The sequence below is a fragment of the Cystobacter fuscus genome, assembly GCF_002305875.1.
Taxonomy (GTDB): Bacteria; Myxococcota; Myxococcia; order Myxococcales; family Myxococcaceae; genus Cystobacter; species Cystobacter fuscus_A.
Map to the genome: position 1 here is coordinate 10,821,873 of NZ_CP022098.1, position 15,199 is coordinate 10,837,071.

Sequence of the window (15,199 nt, forward strand, 5' to 3'; positions counted from 1 at the left end):
AAAAAGGCGCTTCACGTGTCCCACTCCACCAGGAGTTGGCGAGGCACGCGGTGCACGAGGTTGGGCAGGTAGGTGACAGCCTCTCCGGGCGCGAGCCGCAGTCCGGGCAGACGCTGGAGCAGGAGCTCCAGGGTGAGCTGCGCCTCGAGCCTCCCGAGGGACGCGCCCACGCAGTAGTGGATGCCATGGCCGAAGCCCAGGTGCCGCACGGCGCTGGCGCGGTGGATGTCGAAGCGCTCGCCCTGCTCGAAGACGGACTCGTCGCGGTTGGCCGAGGCAAACAGGAGGAACAGGCGCGCCCCCTCGGGCAGGGCGGTGCCTCCGAGCTGAACGGGCCGCGTGGTCGTGCGCATCATGCCCACCACGGGCGAGTCGTAGCGCAACGTCTCCTCGACGGCGTTGCGCACGAGGTAGGTGTTCTTGCGCAGCTCGTCCCATGCGCCGGGGTGGCGCAGCAGGTGATGGAGCGCGGTGGCGAGCAGGTTGGTGGACGTCTCGTGGCCGGCGAACACGAGCACGCACGCCAGCGCCACGAGCTCATCGGTGTCCAGGGGCCTGTCTCCCTCGGTGCGCGCCAGCAGCAGGGAGGAGATGAGGTCATCGCGGGGCGACTCGCGGCGATCCTCGACGAGCTCGCGCAGATAGCGGCGGAAGTCGGCCACGCCGCGGGCGGCGCGCAGGTGCTGCTCGAGGGGGATGGGCACGAAGAAGAGCTTCTCGTCGTCGCACCACTGCTTGATTCGCTCGCGGTCCGAGGCGGGCAGGCCGAGCAGCTCCGTCATGACGGACATGGCCAGGGGTGAAATCAGCTGGGAGATGAGCTCGGCGCGGGGCTCCCCGTCCCGGAGCGTGTCGAGGTGCTCGCCGACGAGCTGCCGGATGCGCGGCTCGAGCGCGTTCACACGCGCCTGGTTGAAGGCCTTGCCCACCAGGGCGCGCAGGCGCGTATGGGCGGGCGGATCATCTCCGAGCAGGGGGTAGTCGGACGTGTAGCCGGCGGGCTCGAGGATGGCCATCACCTCGCGAGGCAGCGCCACGGGAGGGCGCAGCGTGTCGCGCGAGCTGTAGTGGCGCGGGTCCTTGAAGACGGTCATCACGTCCGCGTAACGGCTGACGAGCCAGAACTGGAAGGCAGGGGCGAAGGTGATGGGCGCCTCGCGTCGCAGCCGTGCGTAGAAGGGGAACGGATTCTCGAGGAAGTGGGGCTCGAGAGGAGTGAACTCGAGTCCGAGCTGGGAGGAAATCATGGCGCACATTGTGTCAGGTTCCGACCAGGGCATCTCGCTCGAAGCAGTTGAGCCAGCGCGTCACGAACGTCCAAGGCCTCGTTCACGAGGAGTCTCGGACGACTCGCGTGGGAGACCTTGGCTGACTGGGTTTATCTTCCCAAAAAGCGATGCCCGAGGAAAACCATGGAAAAATGGCTTTCGCCGTGTTTCCATGGTTTCCCATGAGCGAGATTGATTTGAGCCGTCGTGGATTCCTGCGTCTTTCCAGCATTGGCGTCATGTCCATGTATCTGGACAAGGGATTCGCCCCGGAGCTGTTCGCAACACCCACGGAATATTTCATCTACGTGGGCACCTACACGTCGTCGGGCGGAGAGGGAATCATCCTGTGCCGTCTGTCCATGGCGACGGGAGCCCTGCAGAAGGTCGCGGTCACCCGGAACGTGTCGGAGCCGTCCTTCCTGGCGATGGACCACCAGGGCCGCTACCTCTACGCGGTCAATGAGTTGGGATCCTACCAGGGGACGTCCAGTGGGGCCGTGAGTGCCTTCTCCGTGAATCCCACCACCCGGGCGTTGACCCTCATCAACCAGCAGGCCTCCCTGGGGAGCTCACCCTGCTTCGTGAGCGTGGATGCGACGGACAAGTTCGTGATGGTCGCCAACTACGGGGGCGGAAGCGTCTCCGTCTTCCCCATCCGGAGCGATGGCGGCCTGGGCACGTCCACCGACAAGGAGCAGTTCCTGGGCTCCGCCCCGCATGCCCACCAGATCATGACGGACGCCTCCAATCAGTACGCACTGGCCGCGGACCTGGGGACGGACAAGGTCATGCTCTACCGGTTCGACGCGCAGTCGGGCCGCCTGAACGCCAACACCCCGGCCTCGTTCTCCACGAAGCCCGGCGCGGGCCCGCGCCACTTCGCGTTCCATCCCAACGGGCGGTTCGTCTTCCTCATCAACGAACTCAACTCGACCATCACCTCGCTCGCCTACGATCCCACGCGGGGCACCCTGAGCGAAGTGCAGACGGTGTCGGCGCTTCCCACCGGGTACACCGGAACGAGCTACTGCGCGGAGGTTCGCGTCAGTCCGGATGGCCGGTTCCTCTATGGCTCCAACCGGGGCCACGACAGCATCGTCGTCTTCGCCGTGAACGCGGACGGGCGGCTGACCCTCGTGCAGCACGCATCCACCCAGGGGAGCTGGCCTCGGGATTTCATCCTGGACCCGACGGGGACCTACTTGCTGGTGGCCAATCAGAAGAGCAACAACGTCGTGTCCTTCAAGCGCGATGCCACCACCGGACGGCTGACCGCGCTCAGCCCCGCCTTGTCCCTCACGGCGCCCACCTCCCTGTTGGTGGCGACGTCCCCAGCCTGACGGGAGCGAGTGCACGACCTCACGCCCCCCCCCCCGAGTCGTACCTACGAGTCGTCACCTACGAGTCGTCTGACACCATCTCCTACGAGTCGTCTGACACCATCTCGAGCCCCCCGAGTCGTACCTACGAGTCGTCTGACACCCGTCTCCGGGACACCCGTCTCCGGTCTGACACCCGTCTCCGGTCTCCGACACCCGTCTCCGCAATGGCGCCGGACACTGGCCGTAGAAGGGGAAGTCACGATGCTCCAGGAGTTGCCCGCATGACCTCGCTCATCCATTCCTTCCTCGCGGTCCTCCTGTTCGCCACGCCCTCCCTGGCGGAGGACGGGGGAGAAGCCGCGTTTCACGACTCCACCTGTTCCATCAGCGTCAAGAAGAGCGACCTGTTCTCCCGGGGCACGACGCTGAGAGTGGAGGGAGCGCAGGGGGCGCACGACGCGGTGGCCCTGGATGGAAATGTGGTGGTACGCGCGGGTGCCACGGTGAAGGACGTGGTGGCGATGCGCGGCAACGTGACGGTGGAGGCCGGTGCCCGGGTGCTGGGCAAGGTGGTCGCGCTCGGCGGGGACGTTCACGTCGCCGAGGGCGCGATCCTCGAAGGGGAAGTGTCCGCCCTGGGTGGGCGGGTTCACGCCGCTCCGGGCGCGAAGCTGCGCGGGGAGAAGAACGAGCTGTCCCTCCAGGTCAACGGCAAGGACCCCGTCCAGCTGTTCATGGGCCAGCTCTTCTCGGGCGAGGCCTTCGCCAACTGCAAGCTGCGCGTCACCCAGGAGTGACGGAGCGAGGCTCGGGTTCCTTGGATGTACCCGGAACGCCCTCGGTGCAGCCCCTCCTTCCTGCCCTCCTCCCGGCCTTGCTGGCGTCCCCGCTCGATGAGTTGCTCACACCACTCGGGTTGCGCTCTGCACTCTACGAGTCGTCTGACACTCATCTCGGGACACTCATCTCGGCCCCCTCCCCTACCCTTTGGATTCTGGACCACCGCGCAGGGCCAGGCGCTCGCGGTGGAGGGTGTCCGCGAGGAAATCGGCCAGCGCCCGCACCCGAGCGGTGTGGCGCAGATCTCGGTGGAGGACGAGCCACAAGCCCCGCACCACCCCCTTGGAGACGGGGAGCACCCGGACGAGCCCGGGCACGGGATCGGCGAGGTAGCACGGCAGCAGGGCCAGTCCCATGCCGGCCTCGGCCGCGGCGAGCTGGGACTGCGGGCTGTTGCTCTTGAAGACGACGCGTGCGTTCCGGGCATGCTGGGCCAGCCAGCGCACCTCCGCCTCGGGCTGGAAGGTCTCGTCGAAGCCGATGAGCTGGTGCCCGGAGAAGTCCGGCGGGCGGGGCCTGCCGCGAGCAGCGAGGTAGCCCTTCGAGGCGTACAGCGTGGTGCCCACCTCCGCCAGCTGCCGGGTGACGAGCAGGGGCTGGGCGGGCCGGGCCAGCCGCAGGGCCACATCCGCCTCGCGGCGAGAGAGGCTGAAGGCGCGGTTGTCGGCCACCAGCTCCAGGGTGATGTCCGGGTAGCGCTGGTGGAAGTCCGCGAGCCGGGTGGTGAGGAACCGGCTGCCGAACGCCTCCGGCGAGGTGAGGCGCACGGTACCGGCGAGCCGGGCCTCTCCACCGGCCACGTCCCGGGCCGCCGCGAGGGCCTCCTCCTCCATCCGCTCGGCACGGGGCAGCAGCGTCTCGCCCGCGGGCGTCAGCAGGTAGCCCCCCGGCGTCCGGTCGAAGAGGCGCACGCCCAGCACGGACTCCAGCGCGGCCAGGCGCCGACCCACGGTGGATTGATTGACGCGGAGCCCGCGCCCCGCCGCGGACAGTGAGCCCGCGCGGTGGATTTCGAGGAAATAGCGAGCGTCGTCCCAGCCGAACATCGATGCAGGAATGCATAGCAGGTACGCGGAAACGGCGCTCGTCCATGCGCGAATGCGGGTGTTACCCAGGGGCCATGAGCACGCCCATGACCGACGTCGACGAGAAGCACGAAGAGACCCTGGACCCCGAGTCGCCCGAGGCGTGGGACGCCCTGCGCACGCTCGGCCGGCGGATGGTGGACGAAGCGATGGACTCCCTCCGCACGGTGCGCGAGCGGCCCGTCTGGCGGCCCCTGCCTCCCGGCGCGAGCCAGAGCTTGAACCCGCGGCGCCCGGTGCCCCAGGAGGGCGAGGGCGCGGAGGCGGCATACCGGGACTTCGTGGAGAACGTCCTGCCCTACCCCACCGGCAACATCCACCCGCGCTTCTGGGGCTGGGTGATGGGGACGGGGACGCCACTGGGCATGCTCGCGGAGATGCTGGCCGCGGGGATGAACTGCCATGTGGCCGGGTACGAGGACGCGGCGGCACGGGTGGAGGACCAGGTGCTCGCATGGTGCCGGGAGCTGCTCGGCTTCCCCGAGAGCGCGAGCGGCCTGCTCGTGAGCGGGGCCTCGATGGCGACCCTGGTGGGGCTCTCCGTGGCGCGGAGCGAGAAGGCCGGGGGCGACGTGCGGCGCACCGGGCTCTTCGGCCAGATACGGATGACACTGTACGCCTCGCGCGAGACGCATGCGTGCGTGCGTCGGGCGGCGGAGGTGCTCGGACTGGGGAGCGACTCACTGCGACTGCTGCCGGTGGACGCGAACTTCCGCGTGGACGTGGGCGCCCTGCGCGCCGCCATCGCCCGCGACCGGGCCGAGGGACTGCGCCCCTTCTGCGTGGTGGGCAACGCGGGCACCGTCAACACGGGCGCGGTGGATGACCTGGAGGCGCTCGCGGACGTGGCGCAACAGGAGGGCCTGTGGTTCCACGTGGACGGCGCGTTCGGAGCACTGGCGGCGCTGTCTCCCCGGCTGCGCCCGCTTCTGCGGGGCATGGAGCGCGCGGACTCGCTCGCCTTCGACCTGCACAAGTGGATGCACATCCCCTTCGAGGCGGGGTGCATCCTCGTCCGCTCCGAGGTGGCCCACCGCCGGGCCTTCGCCTACCAGACGGAATACCTCGCGCAGATGCCACGGGGGCTCGCGGCACGGCCCTCCATGTTCAGCGAGTATGGCGTGCAGCTCACCCGCGGCTTCCGGGCCCTCAAGGTGTGGATGAGCCTCAAGGCGCATGGCGCGGCGAAGTTCGCCCGCCTCATCGAGCAGAACGTGGAGCAGGCCCGCGCGCTCGCACGGCGGGTGGACGCGGAGCCGGAGCTGCAGCGGCTCTCGCCGGTGTCCCTCAACGTGGTGTGCTTCCGGTACGTGGGCCGGGGCGTACCCGAGGAGCGGCTCGACGCGTGGAACCGCGAGCTGCTCTGCCGCCTGCACGAGTCCGGCGTGGCCGTGCCCTCGTACACTACGCTCGGCGGGCGCTACTGTCTGCGCGTGTGCCTCACCAACCACCGCACCCGCCGCGAGGACCTCGAGCTCCTCGTCCACGAGGTGCTGCGGCTCGGCCGTGAGCTCGCCGCGGAGTCGGAGACGACGTCCGACTGAGAAGCATCTCGGGGAACGGGCGTCCGCCCGCACTGACGCCCCCCGGATGGTGTCAAAGGATTTGAAACCCCGGATGGTGTCAAAGGATTTGAAACGAGGGACTCGAACCCCGCCCCCCCCCCCGGATGGTGTCAAAGGATTTGAAACGAGGGACCCGAACCAAAACGAGACCCGGCGTGGACGGTTGAATCCACCCTCTTCAAATGCTTCCGCGGACTTGCGAGTTGGCGCGCGCGGTGCATCCGGCATGGCGGAGCGCACGCGGGGGGGGAAGGGTATGGGCTGGCCACTGAGGATGTTCCAGGAGGAGGGCTACTACTTCGTCACCTCCAGATGCTTCCAGGGACGACTGTTGCTGCGCCCCAGCGCGGAGGTGAACGAGGTGGTGGGCGGCGTGCTGGCCCGCGCTGTCCAGCAGAGCGCCGGCACCGTCCGGCTGTACGCCTTCACCTTCGCCTCCAATCACTTCCACTTGTTGGTGTGGGCACGAGGAGCCGCGCTCGCCGGTTTCATGCAGTACCTGCGCGCCAACCTGTCCAAGAAGGTGGGGAAGTTGGTGGACTGGAGTGGAGGCTTCTGGGAGCGGCGCTACTCAGCGGAGCCAGTGCTGGACGACACCGCGCTGGTGGGCCGGCTGCGCTACGTGCTGGCCCATGGGGTGAAGGAAGGCCTGGTGGACAGGAGCGCCGAGTGGCCGGGTCTCACGTGCTTGCCGCAACTGCTGGGGCCTGCACGGCGACTGTTCCGGTGGTTCAACTGGACGAAGCGCTGGAGCAAACGCGGAAGCGAGGACATGGCGGGAGAGGGGCGCTTCGCTCAGGAATGGGCCGAGCCGGTGGAACTGGAACTCGCGCCACTGCCGTGCTGGGAAGGACTGAAGGAGGAGGAGAGGCAACACGCGGTGCGGGGGCTCGTGGAGCAAGTGGAAGCCGAGGCTCAATCTAGGGGCAAGCCTGTCTTGGGGGCCAGAGCAGTGGAGGCGCAGCACCCGCATACCCGGCCCGAGCACCCCAAGAGGAGCCCGAGGCCGCTGGGGCATGCCTCCACGCGGCAGGCGTTGAAGGAGTTGCGCGAGCAGTACCGGGCCTTCGTCGCGGCATTTCGAGAGGCGGCAGCCCGGTGGAGTCGAGGGGATTTCTTGGCGCGCTTCCCGCCCTTCGCCTTCCCGCCGCGTGTCGCGCCAAATCGTGCTTCTTTGGCACCCTCCCTGGCTCAAGTTCTTTGACACCCTCTCTGGGTCACGCCCAGCATTTCCGCCGCACATCCCCGCCACACTTCACACGGACGTGCTCGTCTGGACGTGAAGCAAGCCCCCCCCGTCAGAACAGGACGGGCAGCTGCGCGAACCCGCGCAGGAGGGAGTTGCTCCAGTGCAACTCCTCGGAGGCGACGGCCAGCCGCAGCTCCGGCAGGCGACGAATCAGCGTCTCGAAGGCGATCTGACCTTCCATTCGCGCCAGGGGAGCGCCAATGCAGATGTGGATGCCCTTGCCAAACGCGATGTGCTTGTCGGCATCCGGGCGGGTGATGTCGAAGACCTCCGGATGGGCGAAGCGCGCGGGATCCCGGTTGGCCGACGCCAGACCGAGCATCATGGGCTCGCCCTTGGGGAAGTGCGTGCCGGCCAGATCCAGCTCCTCCTTGGCGATCCGCCGCGAGATGAAGTCGATCGGCCCCCAGTACCTGAGCGTCTCCTCGACCAGTCCCTTGACCAGGCTGGGGTTGGCCTTGAGCCTGGCGAGCTGCTCCGGGTGGCTCAGCAGCGCGAAGATGCCGTTGCCAATCAGGTTCACGGTCGTCACGTGCCCGGCGAGGTAGAGGATGAAGACCGTGGACAGCGTCTCATCCTCGTTCAGCTTGTCCCCGTCCTCCTCGATGCGCAGCAGCTGGCTGATCATGTCGTCCGCGGGGTTCTTCCGCTTGGCCACGAACAGCCTGCGCAGGTAGTCGGTGAACTCCCTCACCTTGGCCAGGCTCTCCGCGTCCCGGAACCCCCGACCCGCGTTGTTCTTGACGAGGTTCTCCGTCCACCCCTTCACCATCTCCCGGTCCTCTTCCGGGATGCCGAGCATGTCCGAGATGACCTTGACCGGCAGCGGGTAGGCGAACTCCGCGATGAGATCCATGCGCCGCTCCGGCCGGCTCTCCCCACGCTCGGCCGCCGCACGCTCGGCGCCATCCACGAGGTCCTCCGCGATCCGCTGGATTCGCGACCGGAGCGACTCCATGGCGCGCGGGGTGAAGCTCGGCTGGATCAGCTTGCGCAGCCGCGAGTGATCCGGCGGGTCCACGGAGAGCAGGCTCCGGGCCAGGGGACGCAGCTCGTCGGGAACATTGGGCAGCTTCTTCTTCTGCTCCTCGGTCAGCGCGGTGCGGGGATCCGACGAGATGCGGTCGTCGAGCAGGGCGGCGATCACGTCTTCGTACCGGGTGACGAAGAGATGCTCGTGCCCGAGGAACTCGATGAGCTCCGCGGACTTCTCCCCGGCCGGGGCGGCGTTGGCGCCCAGGGTGAAGCTCACCCGGGCCACGCGGCCCTGCTGTCGCAGCCGTGCGTAGGTCTCGGGCGAGATGTGTGGATCCAGGGTGAGGGTCACCACCTCCGTGGGCAGGGGCTGTGGAGCGGGCTGACCCTGTGCTGCATTGACGTCACGTTCTGCCATGTCGTCCTCCTTCACTCATCGGGTGGTCCTGCGGGAAGGTTGGAGCGGGCGCGCGCCCGTCTTGGCACGTCGGGTGGACCGCCTCCGGCCAGGCGTGCCGGCCGTGGGCCGCTCGTTGCGCGTGGCGGGCGTGGCGGCGGCCAGCCCGGGCAGACCGAGAGGTCGCTCGGGGCCATGGGGGAATGTTTACGCCATAGATGATATACGACGTAAAATACTATTCAAGCAGGACGAATGGATGCGCCCCGGGCCGAAGGGCCTCTGGCCGTGCGACGACCGTGCAGCGTCCCCTCCGCGATGAAGCCGCCCAGGTGGAGGACCACGGAACACGGACTCTAAGAAAACCCTCAATGTCCTCTCATGCGAGGGCGGCACGCGGCCTCTACGGTGCGCGTCATCATGGTCGTCGTCCTCGCCGCGCTCGTGCTGACCGCTTCGCCCCCGGAGGCCACTGCCCTGACCTTCGCGGAGGCGCTCGCGCTCGCCGGGCGCACCCCTGGCCCCGAGGGCGCCGCTCGCGCCGCCGAGGTCCGCCGCGCCGAGAGCGCCCGGTTGTCTCCCCTCGTCTTCAACCCCCAACTCACCATCGAGCCCGGCTACCGGCAACGCCCGGACGAGCGCGGCGCCGACCTGCGCGTGGGCGTGAGCCAGTCCTTCGGACTCGCCGGACAGGTGGGCGCCCGGAATACCGCCGTCCACGCCGAGCAGGCCGCGCTCGACGCCGAGGCCCTCGCCGCCCTGCTCACGCGCCGGCTCGCCATCGCCGAGGCGTGGCTGCGGCTATGGGCCGCCGAGCAGGCCGTCACCCAGGGCCTGCACGAGGTGGAGCTGGCCAGCTCCTTCCGCCAGGCCGTGGAGGGGGCCTCGAAGCTGGGAGCCTCCACGAGGCTGGAGCTGGCCGAGGCGAGCGCGTACCTCGCCGAAGCGCGGCTCTCCGTGCTGGACGCGGAGGGCAAGGTGGCGGAGCGCCGCGTGGAAATGGCGAAGCTGCTCGCCCAAGAGCCCACGCGTCCCCTCCAGACGCAAGGCTCGCCGCCCGAGGTGGAGCTGCCGCCGGACGAGGCACGGCGGTCGCTGGTGGCCCAGGCCTCCGGGCTGCCGGAGGCGCTGGCGCGGGTGCTCGGTGCCCGGATGGAGCGAGCGCGCGCGGCCGAGGCCCACGCCTCCCGAGGCTCCTGGCTGCAGGTGGGAGTCACCGGCATGCGTGAGTACGACGGGGCCACCGGTGGCGCCCTCACGTTGACGCTCACGCCGTCCCTGTTCGAGCGGGGCGAGCGGGACCGGGGCACGCTGCTGGCCTCCGCCGAGAAGCTCGAGGGCGAGGCGCGTGACGCGGGCCACCGGGCCTCCGCCGAGCTGGCGCTCTGCTTCCACGACGTGGAGCACTCGCGCGAGGTGCGGGAGACGCTCCAGCACCAGTTGCTGCCCGCCGCCGAGGAAGCCGCGGGGCTGCGCGAGCTCCTCTTCCAGTCCGGGGACTCCACCGTCCCCGAGGTGGTGCTGGCGCGCCGTGCGCTGGCCGCCGCCCGCATCCGTCTGGGCCATGCCCGCGCCGAGGAGTCCTGGGCGCGCGTGAAGGCCCGTCTCCTCATCGACGCCCTCTCCGGAGTCCCCACGCCATGAGATGCTCCGTGCTCCTCTGCTCCGCCGTCCTCCTGGGCACGGTGCTCGGTTGTTCCACGCCGCCCGCGCCGCCCGCGCCTCCTCCCGCGCAATCCAGCGCGCGCACCGCCTGGGTGCATCCGCGTCCCCCCCGGGGCGTGCCCCTCACCGAGGCCCCCGCGCAGGTGCTTCCACCGCCCGAGGGCGCCGCGGCGCTCGGCCTTCCCTTCCGGGGCAGTGTCACCCGCATCGGCGTGCGGCCCGGCCAGAAGGTGCGCAAGGGCGAGGTACTCGTCGAGGTGCTCATGCCCGAGGTGGTGCGGGCCGCGGGGGACTTCGAGGCCGCTTCGCTGCGCCGCGAGGCGTACGAGCGCCGCACGGCCCAGTTGAAGGCCCTGCGGGAGCAGGGCATGGCACGCGTCTTCGAGCTGGCCGAGGCCGAGGCGAGCCTGGCCGAGGCGCGCGCGGCGCAGCTGAGTGCCCAGGCCTTGTTGAAGATCGCGGGCCTGGAGGGCGCGTCCGCCGCCGGGGTGGCGCAGCGGGGCACGGTGTCGCTGCGCAGCCCGGTGGAAGGCATCGTCACCTCGGTGGACGCGGTGCTGGGCGAGACGCGGGAAGCGGGCTCGGCGCCACTGGTGCGCATCTCGGGCGACGGCCCCGCGCGCCTGGAAGCCCGGCTCTCCCATGCGCTGCCGGAGAAGGCCGCCTTCGAGTTCTCCGCGCCGGGGCTCGAGGCGGTGCCGGTGCGGCTGGTGGGGCGGGCGCCCGCGGTGGACGTGAGGGATGGCACCACGGCCGCATGGTTCGAGCCCGAGCCGGCGCGCGCGTTGCCCGCGGGCCTGCAGGGCACGGTGCGGGTGAAGGCGGACGGGCTGCCCGAGGTGACGGTGGTGCCCGCGCGCGCGCTGGTGCTGGAGGGCGGCGAGGTCGCGGTGCTGGTGCGTGAGGGCGACGGTCATCGCCGCCAGCCGGTGAAGGTGGTGGTGCAGTCCGGTGCCGACGCGTTGGTGCACGGGCCGCTCAAGGAGACGGACGCGGTGGCCGCGGATGCCATGCGGGTCCTCCCGGCGGAGGTGGAGGGGTCATGATGACGCGGCTGGTGGAGGGCTCGGTGAAGCACCGGGGCTGGACGCTGGGGCTCACGGCGCTGTTCGCCGTGCTGGCCTCGGCGATGGCGATGCGGCTGGAGCTGGACGCGCTGCCGGACATCACCACCAACCAGGTCCTGGTGCTCACCCGTGCCCCGGGTCTGACGCCCGAGGAGGTGGAGCGGCGGGTGACGCGGCCGGTGGAGACGGGGCTCGGCGGCATCCCGGGGCTGGTGGAGCACCGCAGCCTGTCGCGTTATGGCATCTCCTCGGTGACGGCCGTCTTCGAGGACGACGTGGACCCGTACCGCGCGCGCCAGCTCGTGCAGGAGCGGTTGAATGCCATCTCCGGCGAGCTGCCCCCGGGCGTGGACGCACCGGAGCTGGGGCCCCTGTCGGGAGGGCTCGGGGAAATCTTCCACTTCACGCTCAGCTCGCCGGAGCGGACGTCGGCGGAGCTGCTGGAGCTGGCGGAGCTGCGGGTGGCGCCCCTGCTGCGAGGCGTGCCCGGCGTGGTGGAGGTGAACACCTGGGGAGGTCAGCAGCGCACGCTGGAGGTGCGCGCGGATCCGGTGAAGCTGGCGCAGCGCGGGCTGACACTGGCGGAGCTCCAGCGAGCGTTGGAGGGCGTGTCGGGCAGCGTGCCCGGGGCGAGCCTCGCGACGGGAGACCGGCAGGTGCTGGTGCGCGCGGTGGCACGGCCTCCCGGCCCGAGCGAGCTGGGCGGCGCGGTGGTGCGCGGTCCGGAAGGCCAGACATTACGGCTCGCGGACGTGGCCGAGGTGGTACCGGGAGCCCTGCCGCGCATCGGCACGGCGACGGCCAACGGCCGGGGGGAGACGGTGTACCTGATGGCGCAGATGCTGCGCGGAGCCAACGCCCTGGACGTGATGAAGGGCGTACATGGGCGCATGGAGCAGGTACGCGCGGCGCTGCCCGCGGACGTGCGGGTGGACGAGGTGTACGACCGGAGCACGCTGGTGCGCGGCACGCTGCGCACGGTGGCGAAGAACCTGCTGGAGGGCGGCCTGCTGGTGGTGACGGTGCTCTTCCTGCTGCTGGGCAGCTTCCGGGCGGGACTGGTGGTGGCCTCGGCGATTCCGCTGTCCATGCTGGGCGCGGTGGTGGGCATGGTGCTGTTGAAGATTCCGGGCAACCTGATGAGCCTGGGCGCCATCGACTTCGGCCTGCTGGTGGACGGCGCGGTGGTGATGGTGGAGGCCGTCTTCCACCACGTGGGGCACGAGCGCTCGGGCCGAGAGGGGTGGCGCGAGAAGGTGTCGCACGTGACGGGCTCGGTGGCGCGGCCCGTGTTCTTCTCGGTGCTCATCATCCTGCTGGTGTACGTGCCGGTGCTGGCGCTCAGCGGGGTGGACGGGAAGATGTTCCGCCCCATGGCGCTCACGGTGATGCTGGCGCTGGCCACCTCGTTGGTGCTCTCGCTCACCTTCATCCCCGCGGCGGCCAGCCTCGTGCTGCGCCCCGAGGACGTGCCCGAGCACCCTCCCCTGTTGGTGCGCTTCTTCGACAAGGTCTACCGCCCCGCGCTGGACCGGATGGCGCGCGTTCCCCGCCGGGTGGCGCTCGTGGCGGGGGTGCTGCTCGTGCTGGGCGTGGGCCTCTTCCTGAACGCGGGCAGCGAATTCGCCCCGCAGCTCGACGAGGGGGACCTGGTGGTGCAGACGACGCGCGCGGCGGACATCCGCCTGGAAGCGGCGGCTCGCGACGCGGGGCACCTGGAGGCGGTGCTGCTGAAGCATGTTCCCGAGGTGCGGCGGGTGGTGTCGCGCGTGGGCAGCCCCGCGGTGGCCACGGACATCATGGGCCTGGAGCAGGCGGACGTCTTCATCCACCTCGCGCCCCGCGAGGCGTGGCGGCCGGGCCTCACGCGCGAGGCGCTCATCGCGGAGATGGCGGCCGTGCTGGAGGACAAGGCCCCCGGGAGCGGGCCGGCCTTCACGCAGCCCATCCAGATGCGCTTCAACGAGCTGCTGGGGGGCTCGGTGACGGACGTGGCGGTGAGCGTGTACGGGGAGGACCTGGGGCAGTTGCGCCGGCTGGCCGAGCAGGTGGCCGCGGAGGTGGGCCGGGAGGCCGGGGCCGAGGACGTGCGGGTGCTGGCGCCGCCGGAGGTGTCGCTGTTGGAGGTGGTGCCCCGGCCGCTGGACGCGGCGCGCATGGGCTTCAGCGTGCGCGAGGTGCTCGAGGCGGTACAGGCGGTGCGCACGGGACTGGAGGTGGGGGCCACGTACGACGGGGCGGTGCGCATTCCCCTCGTGCTACGGCTGGCGGGGGAGCACGAGGCCTTCTCGCTGGCGGAGCTGCCGCTGCCGGTGGCCTCCGGCGCTACGGTGCCCCTGTCGCGGGTGGCCGACGTGAAGCTCGTCTCGGCGCCCAGCCTGGTGAGCAGGCACGAGGGACAGCGCCGGCTGGTGGTGGGCTTCAACGTGCGCGGGGCGGACCTGGGCACGGTGGTGGAGCGCGCCCGGGCGCGAGTGGGCTCGGCCGTGCGCCTGCCGGAGGGCTACCGGATGGAATGGGGTGGCCAATATGAGACCTTGACGGAGGCGACGCGGCGGCTTTCGCTCGTCATCCCCGCGGTACTGGTGCTCATCGTGACCGTGCTCTGGCTGACCTTCCAGCGCCTCCGCCCGGCGCTCATCATCTTCACGAACGTGCCCTTCGCGTGCGTGGGGGGTGTGGTGGCGCTCGTGCTGCGCGGCATGCCGGTGTCCATCTCGGCGGCCATCGGCTTCATCGCCCTGTCGGGCATCGCGGTGCTCAACGGCGTGGTGCTGATGGCGAGGCTGTTGCACCACGAGGCGAGTGGCCTGCCGGTGCGGGAGGCGGTGCTCCAGGCGGCGCGTGAGCGCTCGCGGCCGGTGTTGATGACGGCGCTGGTGGCGGCGCTGGGCTTCGTGCCGATGATGCTGGCCACCGGGGTGGGCGCCGAGGTGCAGCGTCCCCTGGCCACCGTGGTGGTGGGCGGCCTGGTGACGTCCACGCTGCTCACCCTCATCATCCTCCCCTCGCTCTACCCGTGGTTCTCGGGGCAGCGCACGCGGTCCGCCGAGGCTCGCGCGCCGGTCCTCGAGGAGAAGACCGCATGAAGCTGCTGCTCGTCGAGGACGAGGAGAAGATGGCCCGGCTGTTGCGGCGGGGCCTGACGGAGGCGGGGCACCAGGTGGACGTGTGCCAGCGGGGCGAGGACGCGCTGGAGCAGGCACGGCGCATCGACTACGACACCGTGCTGCTGGACTGGAGCCTGCCGGACCTCGACGGGCTGGCGGTGCTGCGGCGCTGGCGGGAGCAGGGCCTGCGCACGCCGGTGTTGATGCTCACCGCGCGGGGCACGGTGGGAGAGAAGGTGCTGGGGTTGCGCGCGGGCGCGGACGACTACCTGGTGAAGCCCTTCGCCTTCGAGGAGTTGCTGGCACGGCTGGAGGCCCTGTACCGCCGGGGTGACGCCCAGGGCCTGGCGCGGCAGGTGGGTCCGCTGATGCTGGACTCGCGGCGCAGGGTGCTGCGGCACGGGGAGCGCGAGGAGTCACTCACCGGGCGCGAGTTCACCCTCTTCTCGGAGCTGGCCAGCCACGCGGGCGAGGTGCTGGCGCGCTCCACGCTGCTCAGCCACGTCTGGGGAGACAACTTCGATGGGCCGCCGAACATCGTGGACGTGTACGTGGGCTACCTGCGCGGAAAGCTGAAGAAGCTGGCGGTGGAGCCACAGGTGTCCATCCAATCCGTGCGGGGCGTGGGCTTCCGGTTGGTGGTGGAGGGGTAG

The 15,199-nt window shown here is 70.3% G+C and carries 11 protein-coding genes; 8 read left to right on the plus strand and 3 right to left on the minus strand.

Annotated features, from left to right (window positions below; translation table 11 throughout):
* Window positions 1–11 precede the first annotated feature (11 nt).
* Entirely contained in the window at window positions 12–1,247 is a 1,236-nt protein-coding gene (locus tag CYFUS_RS43915; RefSeq protein WP_157758992.1) for a cytochrome P450, read from the minus strand.
* A gap of 260 nt (window positions 1,248–1,507) precedes the next feature.
* Between CYFUS_RS43915 and CYFUS_RS43920 the strand changes: the two genes are divergently transcribed.
* Both CYFUS_RS43920 and CYFUS_RS43925 read left to right on the plus strand, forming a co-directional pair.
* Window positions 1,508–2,611, plus strand: coding sequence for a lactonase family protein (locus CYFUS_RS43920; RefSeq protein ID WP_232537153.1), 1,104 nt, complete (start codon window positions 1,508–1,510; stop codon window positions 2,609–2,611).
* A 263-nt stretch (window positions 2,612–2,874) separates the two neighbouring features.
* Window positions 2,875–3,390 carry a hypothetical protein gene (locus CYFUS_RS43925; RefSeq protein ID WP_095990650.1) on the plus strand — a complete coding sequence of 172 codons (516 nt, stop codon included), beginning with the start codon at window positions 2,875–2,877 and terminating at the stop codon, window positions 3,388–3,390.
* A gap of 183 nt (window positions 3,391–3,573) precedes the next feature.
* On the opposite strand, the gene CYFUS_RS43930 is transcribed toward CYFUS_RS43925, so the two are convergent.
* Entirely contained in the window at window positions 3,574–4,479 is a 906-nt protein-coding gene (locus CYFUS_RS43930; RefSeq protein ID WP_095990651.1) for a LysR family transcriptional regulator, read from the minus strand.
* An 86-nt stretch (window positions 4,480–4,565) separates the two neighbouring features.
* On the opposite strand from CYFUS_RS43930, the gene CYFUS_RS43935 reads away from it, so the two are divergent.
* Complete coding sequence (locus tag CYFUS_RS43935) at window positions 4,566–6,062, plus strand: pyridoxal phosphate-dependent decarboxylase family protein (protein ID WP_198316346.1); 1,497 nt, start codon at window positions 4,566–4,568, stop codon at window positions 6,060–6,062.
* 295 nt (window positions 6,063–6,357) lie between these two features.
* Entirely contained in the window at window positions 6,358–7,287 is a 930-nt protein-coding gene (locus CYFUS_RS43940) for a transposase (RefSeq protein ID WP_232537154.1), read from the plus strand.
* Between the two features lie 94 nt (window positions 7,288–7,381).
* Here the strand turns inward: CYFUS_RS43940 and CYFUS_RS43945 are convergent, their stop codons facing one another.
* On the minus strand, window positions 7,382–8,725 hold the full coding sequence (locus CYFUS_RS43945) for a cytochrome P450 family protein (RefSeq protein ID WP_095990654.1): 1,344 nt from the start codon (window positions 8,723–8,725) through the stop codon (window positions 7,382–7,384).
* A 387-nt stretch (window positions 8,726–9,112) separates the two neighbouring features.
* Between CYFUS_RS43945 and CYFUS_RS43950 the strand changes: the two genes are divergently transcribed.
* The 4 genes from CYFUS_RS43950 to CYFUS_RS43965 are packed head-to-tail and all read left to right on the plus strand — an operon-like array spanning window position 9,113 to window position 15,199.
* The gene (locus CYFUS_RS43950; protein WP_157758993.1) at window positions 9,113–10,348 is read left to right on the plus strand and encodes a TolC family protein; all 1,236 of its coding nucleotides are present in this window, start codon (window positions 9,113–9,115) and stop codon (window positions 10,346–10,348) included.
* Window positions 10,349–10,356: 8 nt separating this feature from the next.
* Window positions 10,357–11,415 carry an efflux RND transporter periplasmic adaptor subunit gene (locus CYFUS_RS43955; RefSeq protein ID WP_157758994.1) on the plus strand — a complete coding sequence of 353 codons (1,059 nt, stop codon included), beginning with the start codon at window positions 10,357–10,359 and terminating at the stop codon, window positions 11,413–11,415.
* Window positions 11,412–14,525 (plus strand): efflux RND transporter permease subunit, encoded by a 3,114-nt coding sequence (locus CYFUS_RS43960; RefSeq protein ID WP_095990657.1) that lies wholly within the window; start codon window positions 11,412–11,414, stop codon window positions 14,523–14,525. Before CYFUS_RS43955 ends, CYFUS_RS43960 begins: the two co-directional genes overlap by 4 nt.
* Entirely contained in the window at window positions 14,522–15,199 is a 678-nt protein-coding gene (locus CYFUS_RS43965) for a response regulator transcription factor (protein WP_095990658.1), read from the plus strand. The genes CYFUS_RS43960 and CYFUS_RS43965 overlap by 4 nt, the downstream gene beginning before the upstream one ends.